The following is a 15,060-nucleotide window of genomic DNA, read 5'->3' as shown; positions in this document are numbered from 1 at the left end:
TACTTTAAGCTTAGCTTTATTTAAAACGTAGCAATAGTGCCAAGTAAGAAAGATTTCAAAGATTAAAGGTTTAAAAAGTGACAACAAACTATTCGGGTATGCTGAAAAAGATGCGTACCTCTGCTGATGAAAACAACAAAGTAAACTATACACTGCCTATTGGCGATGCATTGTTAGATATCAACGAACTTATTGGTAAAGAGGTGTCCGTTACTTTTTCCGGTGAGATTAATTGTGTTCATTGTAATCGTAAAACTAAGAAGAGTTTTAACCAAGGGTATTGCTACCCCTGCCTAATTTCACTTGCTCAATGCGACAGCTGTATTATTAAACCAGAAAAGTGCCACTACCACGAAGGTACGTGTAGAGAGCCTCAATGGGGCGAAGAACATTGCTTCAGCGAACACTTTGTTTACTTAGCAAATACAGGTACCGTAAAAGTAGGTATTACCCGTCAAGTCACAGACGGCGTATCTACACGCTGGATGGACCAAGGTGCAACCCAGGCTACTGTTATGTTGCGCGTGCCTGACAGGCTTACCAGCGGTTTAGTTGAAACCTTATGCAAAGACCATATTGCCGACAAAACCAATTGGCGTACTATGCTTAAAGGAAAGCCCGATGAGGTCGACTTAGAGCAGGTTAAATCAGAGCTGATGAGCAAAATTGAAAATGATTTAGAGGCGCTAAAACAAGAGAAAGGGCTTCAGGCCGTTTCAGAAGTGTCTACGCCGATACACGACATTCACTACCCTGTAGAAGAGTACCCAGTTAAGATAAAATCTTTGAATCTTGATAAGGACCCGTCATTCAGCGGCGTGTTGCAGGGGGTTAAAGGTCAGTATTGGATGCTAGACGGTGACCGCGTTATCAATATAAGAAAGTTCGCTGGCTACAACGTAAATTTATCTTTTTAAATCGTCTGTCAGATCTGTTGCTGGGTCTGTTGTTAGGTCTGTTGTTGGGGATTAGCAACAACAGACCCGTATTGAAAACAGCTCGCTATGGATATCGTTTACTGTAATGACTTAGTGAGAAAACCAACACTTACTGCCAATATTCAAAGTAGTCATCACTATTTCTTTGCGGCTTAGGTGCGGGTTCAAACGCCGGCGTTCCTAGATATAAGAAACCCACTAGTTCATCCTCTTCGCTTAAACCTAGCCCGTTTCTCACGGTTTCACAGTGCGCATAGCCACCAGTACGCCACATTCCATTGAATCCCTGTGCGACTGCTGCCATTTGCATGGCCATAACACCACAACTCGCAGAGGCAATTTGTTCAACGCGGGGGACTTTTTCGTGTTCTTTGTGTTTTGCAATAGCAACAATTATCATAGGCGCGCGTTTAGGGAGTTGAACTGCACGCTCAATTTCCTTTTGCGTCTTTTCATTTTCTATCGCCGATTGCTCGTAAAGCGCACCCAGTTTGTCTAGGCCCTTTCCTGTACATACAATGAAACGCCACGGCGTTAAGCACGCGTGATCTGGCGCTCGAAGGGCTGCCTGCATAATATTTTCCAAGGCATCACCACTTGGCGCCGGTGCTTCCAATCGAGGCTGAGAACTTCTGTTTAATAATAATGTTAATGCGTCCATTTACGTCCCTACTTTTCACTCATATGGTTGTTGGCTCATATGGTTGTTGGCCCACATGCTAGCGCGTATTTAAAATGGTATGGCTGGGTTAAAAAGCATACCTGTAGTATGTGCTAGATCCTACGGCTGATAAACAAAAAAGACCAGAAAATTCCGGCCTTTTAATGTGAATGTTTTGAGGGTAAATAGCCGTTAAGTTAATCCATTTTGCGACTAAATATTTTTCCTAAATAGTAATCCACACTGAAAAAACGACCGCCTCCATAAATGAACAAGACTAACAACATAACAAAATAGGTCGCCGCGAACTCGATACCGTTATTAAGTACAACAAAGTTGCCGCTTGAGGTTAGCCAGTCATAGTGACCGTGATCTTGTAACAGCGACTTAGCAGCCGACAACTTTTCCGGTGCAGCCATAATGCTCTCATTTAATAAAATAGTACCGTCGGCTAACCAAGACGAAGCGTCCGCTATAGCTAGCCATCCATTTTCAGCATGCACGCTTACCATGGCGACGACCATAGTTATCATAAGGGGTATACTGACCAACCGTGTTAACGCGCCAAACAACAACAAAATGCCACCTATTAGTTCAGCGGCAGTGGCGAGAAATGCCATCACTAAAGGTATAGGTAAACCAAGACCATAATCGTCGTTTCCGAACCAATCGACTATACTGTCGAAACTAGATGCTTTATTCCACCCAGCCTGTATCATCACAGGCGCTAAATATAAGCGTAATAAAAGCAATGGAATGCCATCGGCTAGCTGTAGCCGTGTAACAAATTGTTGATAGAGATGTGTCATTGTTTTACCTATTCGGTGTGCTTAGAAAATAAGAACGGCGCTTTATGAAAAAAATTTCACCTCACAAAAATAAGCCATCTCCTTTCTCTCGAATAATGCGAAAAGGCCAAGAAAAAACAAACTACAAAGCACGTAATGGCAAGCTTCTCATGCTGATGAGCGAAGAAGATCATGCGCGCATAGCTAAGTTAATTAGTAAATGGCTAGCGCAGGATGAAACAAACCTGTGACCTACACTAACCAACGCTGTTTTTAATTTAAATTTCTTCGTTACCGGCACACAAACCGAGAATGCTTACAAAAAATTACAATTAAGTTCGCGATCTTACCCGATTTAGGTAACATAATAGGATGCAGTACATTGGGCTTGATACACCTGTTTCATCTTGCTCTGATTAGTTAATTCAAAAAAGGTAGTGATAAAAATGGCAGCCAAAGGAAATTGGACTAAATCCTTGTTTATTGGCTTGTGGACGGTGCTTAACTTCACCCGCAAACTTTTCTTTAATGTGATATTCATTGTTATTTTTGTTGGGTTGATCATCGCCATTGCCGGTCAGGGCGATGAGCCGTTATCAGTAAATAAAGATAGCGCGTTGTTTCTTACCTTGAACGGTAAGCTCGTTATTGAAAAGGAAAGTATCGACCCATTTGAACAGTTTTTGCAGGAATCGCTTGGTAGCGAGCCCGAAAACCCTGAAGTACTCGTTCGCGATGTTATGAAGGTTTTAGAGAATGCCAAGAAAGACCGACGCATAAAAGCCCTAGTGCTTGACCTTCATGGGTTAACTGGTGGCGGTTTAGATAAATTGCGCACTGTCGCGAACGCTATCGATGCATTTAAAGAATCAGGAAAACCCGTTTACGCCATTGGCGATTACTTTTCGCAAGACCAATACTACTTGGCAGCACACGCAGACAACATCTACCTAAACCCAATGGGCGGATTAATGTTTGAAGGTTACGGGCGCTACGGCATGTACTTTAAAGACATGCTTGAGAAGCTAAAAGTAACAACCCACATCTTCCGTGTGGGTACGTATAAATCTGCCGTCGAGCCTATCATGCGAAATGATATGTCTGAGGAAGCTAAAGAAGCAGAGAAGCAATGGTTAGACGGCTATTGGGCACAATATAAAGCTGACGTTGCGGCTGCTCGCGGTATTGATGAAGCAAATTTCGATGAAACACTTCAAGGCCTATTAGCAAAATTTGAAGCGGCCGGTGGTGACTTCGCCCAGTACGCGCTTGAAAACGACTGGGTTGATGCGTTAAAAACTCGCGAAGAAGTGAGAGTAGAGTTAACCGAATTAGTGGGAGAAGGTGATAACAAACACGGAGTAAACCTCACTACATTTAACTCTTATCTCAAAGTCGTTAACCCACCTATGCCTGTCATTGAGTCAGACATGGATAAAGTGGCTATCGTCGTTGCTAAAGGCACTATTTTAGATGGTGATCAAAAAGCTGGCTCTATAGGCGGAGACAGTACCGCTCGCCTGTTGAGAAAAGCGCGTTTAGATGACAACGTTAAAGCCGTTGTCCTTCAAATAGACTCACCCGGTGGCAGTGCGTTTGCCTCTGAAATCATTCGCCAAGAAGTATTACAGCTTCAACAAGCAGGTAAGCCTGTTATTGCGTCGATGAGCACTTACGCAGCATCTGGTGGCTATTGGATAGCGGCAAGTACCGACAAAATTATCGCGAGCCCAAGCACTATCACAGGCTCTATCGGGGTGTTCGGTATGTTCATGACATACGAAAACTCTCTAGATTATTTGGGCATTCACAGTGACGGTGTAGGCTCAACAGAACTTGCTGGTTTTTCTACTGTGCGCCCTCTTGCACCAGAGTTTGGTCAAATTCTTCAGCGTAACGTTGAAAATACTTATGGTAACTTCTTATCGCTAGTGTCTAACGCTCGTGGTATGTCAGTTGAGGAAGTGGATAGCGTTGCACAAGGTCGCGTTTGGATTGGTGAAGATGCAATTGAGCTAGGATTAGTTGACCAGTTAGGAACACTTGATGACGCTGTCGCTGCCGCCGCAGAGATTGCAGAACTTGAGAACTATGACACCTTCTATGTACAGCGCACGTTAACCGCACAGGAGATTTTCTGGAAAGAGTTTTTCGGTCAAGCCATGACGTTTGTAGGAAAGTGGCAGTTTGCCCACGCCGACTCATCACTCGTTAACGAGTTTAAGCGCGTACTTAAAGAGTTTAGTTTAGTTAATAAGCTAAACGACCCTAAAGGAACCTATGTGCTTTGTTTACCTTGTGATGTCGAGTAGTTAACGTTGAATACAGTTGAATACGAAAAGATATAGAGTGAGGCAGAAACATCGCTTCAAATGATCTAAACCACGAACAGCGTCGCGTTATTACCGACGCTGTTTTTTATTGTTTTGAGCAAGCAGAGCGTTACTTTAACCGAAAGTTTGAACGCCCTACGGTTACGTTTAGACGTTCAGGTAGGAATGCGGGAACGGCGTTTTTACAGCAAAACCGTCTGAACTTTCACCCTATTCTCTTCAAAGAAAATGTCGACGCCTTTATAAATGACGTGATACCTCATGAAGTTAGTCATTTACTGGTATGGACGTTGTTTGGAAAGGTTCAGCCCCACGGCAGAGAATGGCAATCGGTTATGCATGGTGTTTTTAATCGTACACCAGCCGCTACACATCAATTCGATGTAAAACGAGTGACGAAAACCTTCCAGTACGTTTGCGACTGCGACACCTATGCACTATCCACGCGCAGGCACAATAGTATTTTGAAAGGCGGACAGTACAAATGTCGGAAGTGTCAGGCCGTGCTACGAGCCGTATAAAAAGCTGCGAGCCGTATAAGCAGCTACGAGCGGCCTAGACAGCTACGAGCCGCCTAAACACTTCATTTCTCGGGTGAGAGTTTGCCTAGTAGCTAGACTACTATTAGTAGTCTACAAGAGTTTGGAAGCAACAGATGGCTTTTAATTAAACCAGTGTTTGGTAAATGCGTTATCGAGATCGTTAAAGGCCGTTTTAAGTAGCTGAGCCAGCTCCTTATATTTAGGCTTAGACTTAGCATTACTGATATTCACTCCCTGCGTGCGCATTTTAGAATGAATTTCCTGATACCAGCTTTTTAGCTGTGGTGGAAGATACTGATCTGAGCGATGCCCCAACCATAGTAAGCCCTGCATAGGTAAGCTTAGAAAAAAAGCACCTATTGTAATAGTTTGAGGAAGATAGTCTGTGCCTAAGTTCTGGTACAAAAGCGCACACGACACCATAGCAACCGGCGGCATTGTTTTAATAGCAAACTTGGTGGCTGCTACTACTCTGCATTCTGGGAAAAAAGCATAAAGTTCTTTTCTCACAGGCCATGTCTTCATGTACTGCTGACCGTTTTTCAACATTGTCATTACTGATTGAGACATGGTTCACCTCTTCGTTCTCAGATAGGTATAGTTAAATTGTAAACTGCTTTTTATCTATTACAATTTAGTTGCGTGATTTTTACTCGTTTTTTTGCGCTAAACGCAGCACCTTCTACAAGGTATCTGCGACACAAGACATTTTATCAAATAAGATAACGATTTGGGTAATTAAGTTTTGTCTAAGGCCTGTAAAGCGCTTCAGCGAACCCACTGTGACTATTTACGCTCTGGCTTACTTTTTAGATGCGTTCAGCACATTGATTTCAGTGGTTATGCTTTAAAGGTACTACAAAGTTAAAAGCATCGTAATAATTAAAAGGTATAAATTGAACTTATCTTTAAGTGACATTTTTAGCACTTGAAGGCATCATATAGCGCTTTAGCCTGAACATAGTCTTGTATGGCTTAGTTGTTACTTTTGTTAACACAACTAACTGACGACCTGCAGATAATGCGCTGGCAGATTACTATAATAAAAGTAACTGGGTATTGAGCTTGATTTACGAATTTTCGCCCCTACCTAGCTTTCTAAGAGAATTTTATAAGTAACCCATAACGGGTGAATTATTTGGAGAGGAAAATGGCAGAAAGCAGACACGTCCGTCTACTTATCTTAGGTTCAGGCCCTGCGGGTTATTCAGCGGCGGTTTACGCTGCACGTGCAAACCTTGAACCTGTATTGTTAACTGGTATTCAACAAGGCGGACAGCTTACTACCACCACTGAAGTAGAAAACTGGCCGGGCGATCCAGAAGGACTTACAGGTCCTGACCTAATGGTTCGTATGCAAAAGCATGCAGAAAAGTTTGATACCGAAATTATTTTCGATCATATCAACAAAACTGACTTTTCAAAGCGCCCTTTCACTCTTTACGGTGACAGCGGTACGTATACCTGTGACGCATTAATTATTGCAACAGGTGCCTCTGCTAAATACCTAGGCCTAGAGTCAGAACAAGCCTTTATGGGTAAAGGTGTATCTGCCTGTGCAACCTGTGACGGCTTCTTCTACCGCAACCAAAAAGTAGCGGTTATCGGTGGTGGTAACACGGCTGTTGAAGAAGCACTATACCTTTCGAACATTGCTTCAGAAGTACACGTTATTCACAGAAGAGACAGCTTTAGAAGTGAAAAAATTCTAGAGAAGCGTCTTCGCGAAAAAGCTGAAAACGGCAACGTGGTCCTTCACCTAAATCGCACCCTTGATGAAGTGCTTGGTGATGAGATGGGCGTAACCAAAGTTCGTATCAAAGATACTAACAGTGAGGCGACAGAAGAGATTGATGTTATGGGTCTTTTCGTAGCTATCGGCCACAAGCCAAACACTGATATCTTTGATGGCCAGCTTGAAATGAAAGACGGCTATATCGTAGTGAATAGTGGCACTAACGGAAACGCAACTCAAACTAGCGTTGAAGGTGTATTTGCCGCGGGTGACGTGAGCGATCACATTTACCGTCAAGCTATTACATCAGCCGGAACTGGCTGTATGGCTGCGCTAGACGCCGAAAAGTACCTAGACGGTACCATGCCTGAGCAAGGTTAATACTCTATACCTAAGCCCTACATTCCTGTAGGGCTTTTTTCTGGCTGAATTATGATAGCGTTACACTACATAGAAGAAGGCGCTCCCTTCCCTTCTGTCGATACCGCATTGGAAGATCCTAACGGCCTGTTAGCGTTTGGTGGCGACCTCAGCCCAGCCCGTTTATTTTCAGCTTATTCGCAGGGAATTTTCCCCTGGTTTAGCGACGACGAACCTTTGTTGTGGTGGTCACCTGACCCAAGAGCCATTATCGAACTCGACAATTTTGTTGCATCGAAAAGCCTTAAGAAACTCGCTCGTAAGAAGAAGTATCGAGTTACCTTGAATCATGCGTTCGACCGTGTGATAGAAGCGTGTTCATCAACACCTCGTAAGAACCCTAACACGGGTGAATTGAACAGCGAAACCTGGATTACCGACGACATGATTGGCGCCTATCGGCAGCTGAATGGTTTGGGTTTAGCGCACTCGGTAGAAGTATGGAGTGGAGATTCGCTAGTTGGCGGGCTGTATGGCGTGGGAATTGGGAAAGTTTATTGCGGCGAGTCTATGTTCCACATTGAAAGCAACACATCTAAGCTTGCCATGCTGGCGTTGGTCGAACATATGAAATCGCAAAACATGGCGTTTATCGATTGCCAGCTTCCCACTGATCATTTGTCATCACTGGGCGCTACCGTGTTGCATCGCGACAACTTTATTGAAAAACTGGAAAAAAACAACCACACTTTAACCGAAGACGGTAGGCTGTCTGAAGACTACCTTAATCGTTGGAAGCCAAGAGTGATTACTCCGTGAAGTTTGGTATAACGCAGTCATTTTCATGTAGCTATTTGCCTGATGAACAAGAGCAGTTGTTAGTGTACGCCGAAGATAATGATTTTCAGGCGTGGCGATATTCACAACTGATACAAGCGGGCTTTCGTCGAAGCGGCGAGCAAATTTACCGCCCCCACTGTCCTGCCTGCCAAGCGTGTAAATCTGTGCGAATACCGGTTCACGATTTCACACCTTCTCGTAGTCAGAAGCGACTACTTAAAAATAATAAAGGGTTTAGTGTTAAGCTCGTCGATAAAACCAAATCAACTTACTACCCCCTATATGAACGCTATATTACAGAGCGCCATGCAGATGGCAGTATGTATCCGCCATCTAAAACACAGTTTGATAATTTCGTATTGTGTAAGTGGATGACAACACATTATTTAGAGGCCTATGATGGTGACAAGCTTATTGCTGTAGCCGTTACTGATATCGTCGATGCCAACGAACACATGGGGGCGCTATCTGCGCTTTACACGTTTTTTGACCCCGACTATAGTTCAGCCTCTTTGGGTACCTGGATGATATTGATGCAGATTGAGCAAGCTAAGGTTTTAGGCCATCGATACGTCTATCTGGGGTACTACGTAGATGGCTGTAAAAAAATGTCTTACAAACATAAATTTTTGCCATTTGAGCAGTTTAGTGACAATGAATGGCATCTATTTAGCAAAAATAGTAAAATAGACACTTAATTGCTTTACACCGAACCCAAGATTGGGTAAGGTCTGCGCGGCAAAAATTTTGAATTACTGAGGTAACTGCTTTACATGGCAAAAGAAGATTGTATTGAAATGGAAGGTACTGTGTTGGACACACTACCTAACACTATGTTCCGCGTTGAACTAGAAAACGGTCACGTAGTGACTGCACACATCTCTGGTAAAATGCGTAAGAACTATATCCGTATTCTTACTGGCGATAAGGTCACTGTTGAGATGACTCCTTATGATTTGACCAAAGGTCGTATCATTTATCGCGCAAGATAATGAGCCATTTAAGCGGTAACGCATAAAAAAAGCCCGATGAATATCGGGCTTTTTCGTATCTGGTGGTTACAGCGTCAAAAAGAAACTGTAGCGCTAAGATAAACAACCCCAGTTGTATTGCCTAACGCTACGTTCGGTCACTGTTCAGCATTAACGTGCTGTTCTAGCTTGGTTCTGCTTCCTCAGACTTAGCATCAACGCCTGAGTATTCGAAGGTAAGCTTGTCATCAACACAATCTACTTTCACATTTCCGCCTTTAGATAGCTCGCCGAACAATAATTCATTCGCCAGCTCTTTCTTAAGGTCGTCTTTAATAACCCGAGCCATAGGACGTGCGCCCATCGCTTTGTCATAGCCCTTCTCGGCCATGTAAGCACGTGCAGCACTGGTTACCTCTAGCGACACACCTTTAACGTCAAGCTGTGCCTGAAGCTCGATAATGAATTTATCAACCACTTGTAGAATAATCTCTGGATCAAGGTGATTAAACCAAATAATGCCATCGAGACGGTTTCTAAACTCAGGGGTAAACACCTTGTTGATTTCAGACATTGCATCGTGGCTGTGGTCTTGCTGTTTAAAACCAATAGACTTACGCACCGTTTCCTGCACACCTGCGTTGGTAGTCATTACCAATACCACATTTCTGAAGTCTACTTTACGGCCGTTGTTATCAGTCAACGTACCGTGATCCATGACTTGCAGAAGGATGTTGTATATATCGCTATGTGCTTTCTCAATCTCATCTAACAGCACGACAGAGTACGGATTCTTTATTACCGCGTCTGTTAACAAACCACCTTGATCAAAACCTACGTAGCCTGGAGGAGCACCAATAAGACGGCTAACTGCGTGGCGCTCCATGTACTCAGACATATCAAAACGCACTAGCTCAACGCCCATGGTTTTCGCCAGTTGTTGTGTTACCTCTGTCTTACCTACCCCGGTAGGGCCAGCGAACAAGAAACTACCAATAGGTTTTGCTTCATTGCCTAAACCTGAGCGCGATAACAAAATAGCGTCATTTAGCGTCTCTATGGCTTTATCCTGACCGAACACAACCATCTTAAGGTTGCGACCTAGGTTCTTAAGCACTTCTTTATCAGAAGCCGATACAGATTTCTCAGGAATACGCGCCATTTTTGCAATAATTTGCTCAATATCGCCTACATTAATTGTCTTCTTGCGTTTTGACGGTGGCAATAGACGCTGGCTCGCGCCGGCTTCGTCCATAACATCAATAGCTTTATCTGGAAGATGACGCTCATTGATGTACTTAGCTGACAGTTCAGCGGCCGCCTGAATCGCCTTTTGTGTAAAGCGCACATTGTGGTGCTCTTCATACCGACTCTTAAGCCCAAGTAGTATCTTAGTCGTATCGCTCACACTTGGCTCAGTCACATCTACTTTTTGGAAGCGACGAGCAAGGGCGCGATCTTTTTCGAATATACCTTGGTACTCTTGATAAGTCGTCGAACCAATGCAGCGAAGTTCACCGCTAGATAACTTAGGCTTAAGCAAGTTAGACGCATCCATTACGCCGCCTGACGCCGCTCCAGCACCAATGATGGTATGAATTTCATCAATGAATAGGATTGCGTGTTTATCTTTGCCAAGCTCTTTCAAAATAGCTTTTAAACGCTTTTCAAAATCACCGCGATATTTAGTACCGGCAAGAAGACCGCCCAAATCAAGTGAATACACTGTGCTCTCTGCGATAACTTCGGGCACATCGTCGTTTACAATCCTATAAGCTAGACCTTCGGCAATCGCAGTTTTACCTACACCGGCTTCACCTACAAGCAGTGGATTATTTTTACGGCGACGACACAGAATTTGAATTGTGCGTTCTACTTCTGAATCGCGGCCAATGAGCGGGTCAATTTTACCGTCTTTAGCGTGGCGGTTTAGATCAGTGGCGTATTTGCTTAATGCAGAACCTCCCTCTTCACCCGACTCACCTTCTTCAGAAGCTTCAGGATTAACGGGCTCATCGTCATCAGCTTTACTAACGCCGTGACTGATGAAGTTCACAACATCTAGACGAGTTACATCAGCTTTCTTGAGGATGTATACCGCTTGCGATTCTTGTTCGCTAAAAATAGCCACTAGAACGTTGGCGCCGGTTACTTCGTCTTTGCCCGACGACTGCACGTGAAATACCGCGCGCTGTAATACGCGTTGGAAGCCCAGCGTTGGCTGCGTTTCTCGTTCGTTTAATTGGTCATCTAAGATGAGTGGCGTGGTGTCTTTAACGAACGATAACAGTTCGCTTTTGATTGCCTCAATATCGGCACCACACGCTTTGAGCGCATCGCGAGCAGCTGAGTTATCAAGCAATGCCAACAACAAGTGCTCTACCGTCATAAACTCGTGACGGTGCTCTCTGGCAAATACAAACGCATCGTTTAACGTTTGTTCTAATTCTTTATTTAACATATTGCTCGCCCTCTACAAAAAACCTTATGCTTGCTCCATCGTGCACATCAACGGATGCTGATGTTTGCGTGCGTACTGATTAACCTGCATCACTTTTGTCTCTGCTATCTCAGCAGTAAAAATGCCACACACGGCTTTTCCTTGATAATGAACGGTCAGCATAAGTTGGTTGGCTTTCTCATCGTCCATATTGAAAAACTTTTTGAGTACCTCAATGACAAAATCCATCGGTGTATAGTCGTCATTGTTCAACAACACTTTATACATGGGAGGCGGCTGCGGCTTTTGTCGCTGCGCGTCTTTTTGTTTTTCCTTTTCGATACTAATAGCGTTGTCTTTACTCATAACTTAATAATAGTGGTATACCGGCACATATGTGTACAAACTTTTGTCTAAATTTATTCACATTTGCCCTTGACATAATATGGTTAAAAAATCTACATTTTGTATAGTGGTTTTGAGTATTACACGTTTGTCACTCTAAAGCAGTCACTTTATAGTTGCTATAGTGAATACTCTTTCCACCGTGTCTCCGGATCTATAATGGGGACATATACTCGTGAGTTCAAGGATTAAGAGGAAGTCGAAGTATGGCGGTTGGCAAAGTTAAATGGTTTAACAACGCAAAGGGTTTTGGATTTATCGTGCCTGAGGATGGTGGTGAAGATATTTTCGCACATTACTCTACGATTCAAATGGAAGGCTATCGTTCGCTAAAAGCAGGTCAGGAAGTAACGTTCGAAGTTCAGCAGGGCCCTAAAGGTCTTCACGCTGAGAACATTGGCTTCAAAGAAGAACCAGAGCGTTAAAAAAGAATTTAAAAAGCCTGACCCTCGTGTCGGGCTTTTGATTTTTTTGCTTTAAGTTTTGCTATGTATAAGTGTTATGGGCGCGGTTTGGCGTCAGGTGCTTTGTCGTCTTTAAATCTTCTTATACAGTATTCTCAAACTTCCTATCCCTAGGGCCTTCACCTCTCTTTTCTGTCTTGTTATAAATTTTTAAGACAAACAATATTTCTCTTTAGCTTGCGCGAGCTAATAGTTACAGGCTGCTAAGACTGTTGTTTTTTAGTTGCGTACTTTTAATACCAGCCCCAATTTGTAAGCGGCATAAAAAAAGCCCGCTTAAATATTTAAGCGGGCTTTTTAATTATTTGTAGATACGTTTACGCGGATGCAATCATACAGCCGCGTCTAAACACTACTATTATGCGCCAAGAATCGCTTTTAATGTCTGGCTAGGAGACATTGTTGCGAAAAGCTTGTCTTCGTCTGGGTAGTAGTAACCACCAATTTCTTGCGCGCTACCTTGAGTCGCATCAATCTCAGCCAAGATGTCATCAATTTTTGCAGATAACTCTTCATACACTGGCTTAAACTGCGCTGCTAGGTCAGCATCTTCAGTTTGGTTCGCTACTTCCTCAGCCCAGTATAGACCTAGGTAAACATGGCTACCGCGGTTGTCTAGCTGACCTGCTTTACGAAGTGGCGACTTACCATTGTTAAGCAAGCTTCTCAGTTGCTTTATCAAGCGCTGTAGCAATAACTTTTGCTTTTGTATTGCTGTGCTTGATTGCGACGTCTTCTAGCGATACTGCTAATGCAAGGAATTCACCTAGTGAGTCCCAACGCAGGTGACCTTCTTCAACAAACTGTTGTACGTGCTTAGGTGCACTACCACCCGCACCTGTCTCATAAAGACCGCCGCCAGCCATTAATGGAACAATTGATAGCATCTTAGCGCTTGTACCCAACTCTAGAATTGGGAATAAGTCAGTTAGGTAGTCACGAAGTACGTTACCAGTTACTGAAATAGTGTCTAAACCGCGAAGCGCACGTTCCATGCTGTAGCGGATAGCGCGTACAGGAGACATAATTTGAATGTCCAAACCGTTTGTATCGTGGTCTTGAAGGTACTTTTCAACTTTCTTGATAAGTTGCGCATCGTGAGCACGCTCGTCATCTAGCCAGAATACTGCAGGCATACCAGATTGACGTGAACGGGTTACCGCTAGTTTAACCCAATCTTGAATAGGTGCATCTTTCACCTGACACATACGCCAGATATCACCTTCTTCAACATCGTGAGAGATAAGAACGTTACCGTCTTGGTCAACAATTGACACAGTACCGTCGGCGTCTAGTTCAAACGTTTTATCGTGTGAACCGTATTCTTCTGCTTTTTGCGCCATTAGACCAACATTAGGTACGGTACCCATTGTAGTTGGATCGAATGCACCATGTGTCTTACAGAAGTTAATAACTTCTTGGTAAATAGTGGCGTAAGTACTTTCAGGAATAACCGCTTTAGTATCGTGCGCCTTTCCATCTGGTCCCCACATTTGACCAGAGTTACGGATCATTGCAGGCATAGACGCATCTACAATTACGTCACTTGGTACGTGTAGGTTTGAAATACCTTTGTCAGAGTTAACCATCGCAATTGGCGGACGGTCTGCATAACATGCATTGATGTCTTTTTGAATTTCTGAGCGCTGGCTTTCAGGTAGGCTCGCAATTTTGTCGTAAACGCTACCAAGACCGTTGTTAGGGTTAACACCAAGCTCTTCAAACAGGTCGCCCCATTTGTTGAATAGATCTTTGTAGAATACTTTTACACAGTGACCAAACACGATTGGGTGAGACACCTTCATCATGGTCGCTTTTACGTGTAGTGAGAATAGAACGCCTGTGTTCTTCGCATCTTCAATTTGCTCTTCGAAGAACTCGCAAAGCGCTTTTTTGCTCATGAACATGCCGTCGATCACTTCGCCAGCAAGCAAGTCTACGCGAGGCTTAAGTGTTTTCTTGCTGCCATCTTTGCCAGTAAATTCAATGCTAACGTGACCGTCTTTTTCTACTGTCACTGACTTCTCACCAGAGTAGAAATCACCGCCGCGCATGTGCGCTACGTGTGAACGAGACGCTTGAGACCACTCACCCATTGAATGCGGGTGCTTACGCGCATAATTTTTAACAGCAGTAGGCGCACGACGGTCAGAGTTACCTTCACGCAGTACTGGGTTAACCGCACTACCTAGTACCTTACCGTAACGCTCACGAATCTCTTCTTCTTCAGCATTTTTAGGTGAATCAGGGAACGCTGGTACGTTAAAGCCTTTATCATTTAATTCTTTGATCGTTGCACGAAGCTGAGGAATTGAGGCACTGATGTTTGGAAGCTTGATGATGTTAGCATTCGGGTCTTGGGTCATCTCACCCAGTTCAGCTAACGCGTCTGGCACTTTTTGTTCTTCAGAAAGATACTCAGGGAAATTTGCCAAAACACGCGCAGCCAATGAAATATCGCTTAGCTCAACGTCGATATCTGCAGCTGCGGCAAACTTCTGGATGATTGGAAGAAGTGAGTAAGTCGCCAGCATTGGCGCTTCATCAGTCTTCGTATAGATGATCTTAGACTTGGTCATTATA

At 43.7% G+C, this 15,060-nt stretch carries 14 protein-coding genes and 1 pseudogene; 9 read left to right on the top strand and 6 right to left on the bottom strand.

Annotated elements, in window-relative coordinates; translation table 11 throughout:
* Positions 1 to 77 precede the first annotated feature (77 nt).
* Complete coding sequence (locus ACYX4W_RS12320; RefSeq protein ID WP_476073379.1) at positions 78 to 917, top strand: DUF2797 domain-containing protein; 840 nt, start codon at positions 78 to 80, stop codon at positions 915 to 917.
* Positions 918 to 1,047: 130 nt separating this feature from the next.
* On the opposite strand, the gene ACYX4W_RS12315 is transcribed toward ACYX4W_RS12320, so the two are convergent.
* Together ACYX4W_RS12315 and ACYX4W_RS12310 are read right to left on the bottom strand one after the other, a co-directional pair.
* Complete coding sequence (locus tag ACYX4W_RS12315; RefSeq protein ID WP_476054212.1) at positions 1,048 to 1,599, bottom strand: NAD(P)H nitroreductase; 552 nt, start codon at positions 1,597 to 1,599, stop codon at positions 1,048 to 1,050.
* A 197-nt stretch (positions 1,600 to 1,796) separates the two neighbouring features.
* Positions 1,797 to 2,408, bottom strand: coding sequence for an HvfX family Cu-binding RiPP maturation protein (locus ACYX4W_RS12310; RefSeq protein WP_476054213.1), 612 nt, complete (start codon positions 2,406 to 2,408; stop codon positions 1,797 to 1,799).
* 44 nt (positions 2,409 to 2,452) lie between these two features.
* On the opposite strand from ACYX4W_RS12310, the gene ACYX4W_RS12305 reads away from it, so the two are divergent.
* The 3 genes from ACYX4W_RS12305 to ACYX4W_RS12295 all read left to right on the top strand — a co-directional run bounded on the left by ACYX4W_RS12305 (position 2,453) and on the right by ACYX4W_RS12295 (position 5,241).
* Positions 2,453 to 2,638 (top strand): hypothetical protein, encoded by a 186-nt coding sequence (locus ACYX4W_RS12305; protein WP_474807046.1) that lies wholly within the window; start codon positions 2,453 to 2,455, stop codon positions 2,636 to 2,638.
* A 195-nt stretch (positions 2,639 to 2,833) separates the two neighbouring features.
* On the top strand, positions 2,834 to 4,699 hold the full coding sequence (gene sppA / locus ACYX4W_RS12300) for a signal peptide peptidase SppA (RefSeq protein ID WP_474856223.1): 1,866 nt from the start codon (positions 2,834 to 2,836) through the stop codon (positions 4,697 to 4,699).
* Positions 4,700 to 4,749: 50 nt separating this feature from the next.
* Complete coding sequence (locus ACYX4W_RS12295) at positions 4,750 to 5,241, top strand: SprT family zinc-dependent metalloprotease (RefSeq protein ID WP_476075471.1); 492 nt, start codon at positions 4,750 to 4,752, stop codon at positions 5,239 to 5,241.
* Between the two features lie 141 nt (positions 5,242 to 5,382).
* On the opposite strand, the gene yfbV is transcribed toward ACYX4W_RS12295, so the two are convergent.
* On the bottom strand, positions 5,383 to 5,832 hold the full coding sequence (yfbV, locus tag ACYX4W_RS12290; protein WP_269916513.1) for a terminus macrodomain insulation protein YfbV: 450 nt from the start codon (positions 5,830 to 5,832) through the stop codon (positions 5,383 to 5,385).
* Positions 5,833 to 6,412: 580 nt separating this feature from the next.
* On the opposite strand from yfbV, the gene trxB reads away from it, so the two are divergent.
* The 4 genes from trxB to infA all read left to right on the top strand — a co-directional run bounded on the left by trxB (position 6,413) and on the right by infA (position 9,189).
* Positions 6,413 to 7,378 (top strand): thioredoxin-disulfide reductase, encoded by a 966-nt coding sequence (gene trxB, locus ACYX4W_RS12285; protein WP_118495102.1) that lies wholly within the window; start codon positions 6,413 to 6,415, stop codon positions 7,376 to 7,378.
* A 51-nt stretch (positions 7,379 to 7,429) separates the two neighbouring features.
* A complete protein-coding gene (aat, locus tag ACYX4W_RS12280; protein WP_476054217.1) occupies positions 7,430 to 8,176 on the top strand; it encodes a leucyl/phenylalanyl-tRNA--protein transferase in 747 nt (248 codons plus the stop codon).
* Complete coding sequence (locus ACYX4W_RS12275; protein ID WP_476054218.1) at positions 8,173 to 8,895, top strand: arginyltransferase; 723 nt, start codon at positions 8,173 to 8,175, stop codon at positions 8,893 to 8,895. Before aat ends, ACYX4W_RS12275 begins: the two co-directional genes overlap by 4 nt.
* A gap of 75 nt (positions 8,896 to 8,970) precedes the next feature.
* Complete coding sequence (infA, locus tag ACYX4W_RS12270; RefSeq protein ID WP_008844395.1) at positions 8,971 to 9,189, top strand: translation initiation factor IF-1; 219 nt, start codon at positions 8,971 to 8,973, stop codon at positions 9,187 to 9,189.
* A 163-nt stretch (positions 9,190 to 9,352) separates the two neighbouring features.
* On the opposite strand, the gene clpA is transcribed toward infA, so the two are convergent.
* Both clpA and clpS read right to left on the bottom strand, forming a co-directional pair.
* Positions 9,353 to 11,629, bottom strand: coding sequence for an ATP-dependent Clp protease ATP-binding subunit ClpA (clpA, locus tag ACYX4W_RS12265; protein ID WP_474807054.1), 2,277 nt, complete (start codon positions 11,627 to 11,629; stop codon positions 9,353 to 9,355).
* Between the two features lie 24 nt (positions 11,630 to 11,653).
* The gene (gene clpS, locus ACYX4W_RS12260; RefSeq protein ID WP_118495106.1) at positions 11,654 to 11,974 is read right to left on the bottom strand and encodes an ATP-dependent Clp protease adapter ClpS; all 321 of its coding nucleotides are present in this window, start codon (positions 11,972 to 11,974) and stop codon (positions 11,654 to 11,656) included.
* Positions 11,975 to 12,219: 245 nt separating this feature from the next.
* On the opposite strand from clpS, the gene cspD reads away from it, so the two are divergent.
* The gene (gene cspD, locus ACYX4W_RS12255; protein WP_014949330.1) at positions 12,220 to 12,438 is read left to right on the top strand and encodes a cold shock domain-containing protein CspD; all 219 of its coding nucleotides are present in this window, start codon (positions 12,220 to 12,222) and stop codon (positions 12,436 to 12,438) included.
* Between the two features lie 397 nt (positions 12,439 to 12,835).
* On the opposite strand, the pseudogene ACYX4W_RS12250 reads toward cspD, so the two are convergent.
* Positions 12,836 to 15,056: pseudogene (locus ACYX4W_RS12250) on the bottom strand (NADP-dependent isocitrate dehydrogenase).
* Positions 15,057 to 15,060 lie beyond the last annotated feature (4 nt).

This window comes from Alteromonas sp. ABH4_454, from assembly GCF_056311775.1.
Note: the sequence above shows the minus strand (reverse complement) of the source record. Positions and strands in the feature narration are given on the sequence as shown.

Coding starts and splice junctions, on each gene's coding strand:
- ACYX4W_RS12315 (WP_476054212.1), bottom strand. CDS start 1,599: ATGGACGCATTAACATTATTATTAAACAGAAGTTCTCAGCCTCGATTG.
- ACYX4W_RS12310 (WP_476054213.1), bottom strand. CDS start 2,408: ATGACACATCTCTATCAACAATTTGTTACACGGCTACAGCTAGCCGAT.
- ACYX4W_RS12305 (WP_474807046.1), top strand. CDS start 2,453: ATGAAAAAAATTTCACCTCACAAAAATAAGCCATCTCCTTTCTCTCGA.
- sppA (WP_474856223.1), top strand. CDS start 2,834: ATGGCAGCCAAAGGAAATTGGACTAAATCCTTGTTTATTGGCTTGTGG.
- yfbV (WP_269916513.1), bottom strand. CDS start 5,832: ATGTCTCAATCAGTAATGACAATGTTGAAAAACGGTCAGCAGTACATG.
- trxB (WP_118495102.1), top strand. CDS start 6,413: ATGGCAGAAAGCAGACACGTCCGTCTACTTATCTTAGGTTCAGGCCCT.
- aat (WP_476054217.1), top strand. CDS start 7,430: ATGATAGCGTTACACTACATAGAAGAAGGCGCTCCCTTCCCTTCTGTC.
- infA (WP_008844395.1), top strand. CDS start 8,971: ATGGCAAAAGAAGATTGTATTGAAATGGAAGGTACTGTGTTGGACACA.
- clpA (WP_474807054.1), bottom strand. CDS start 11,629: ATGTTAAATAAAGAATTAGAACAAACGTTAAACGATGCGTTTGTATTT.
- clpS (WP_118495106.1), bottom strand. CDS start 11,974: ATGAGTAAAGACAACGCTATTAGTATCGAAAAGGAAAAACAAAAAGAC.
- cspD (WP_014949330.1), top strand. CDS start 12,220: ATGGCGGTTGGCAAAGTTAAATGGTTTAACAACGCAAAGGGTTTTGGA.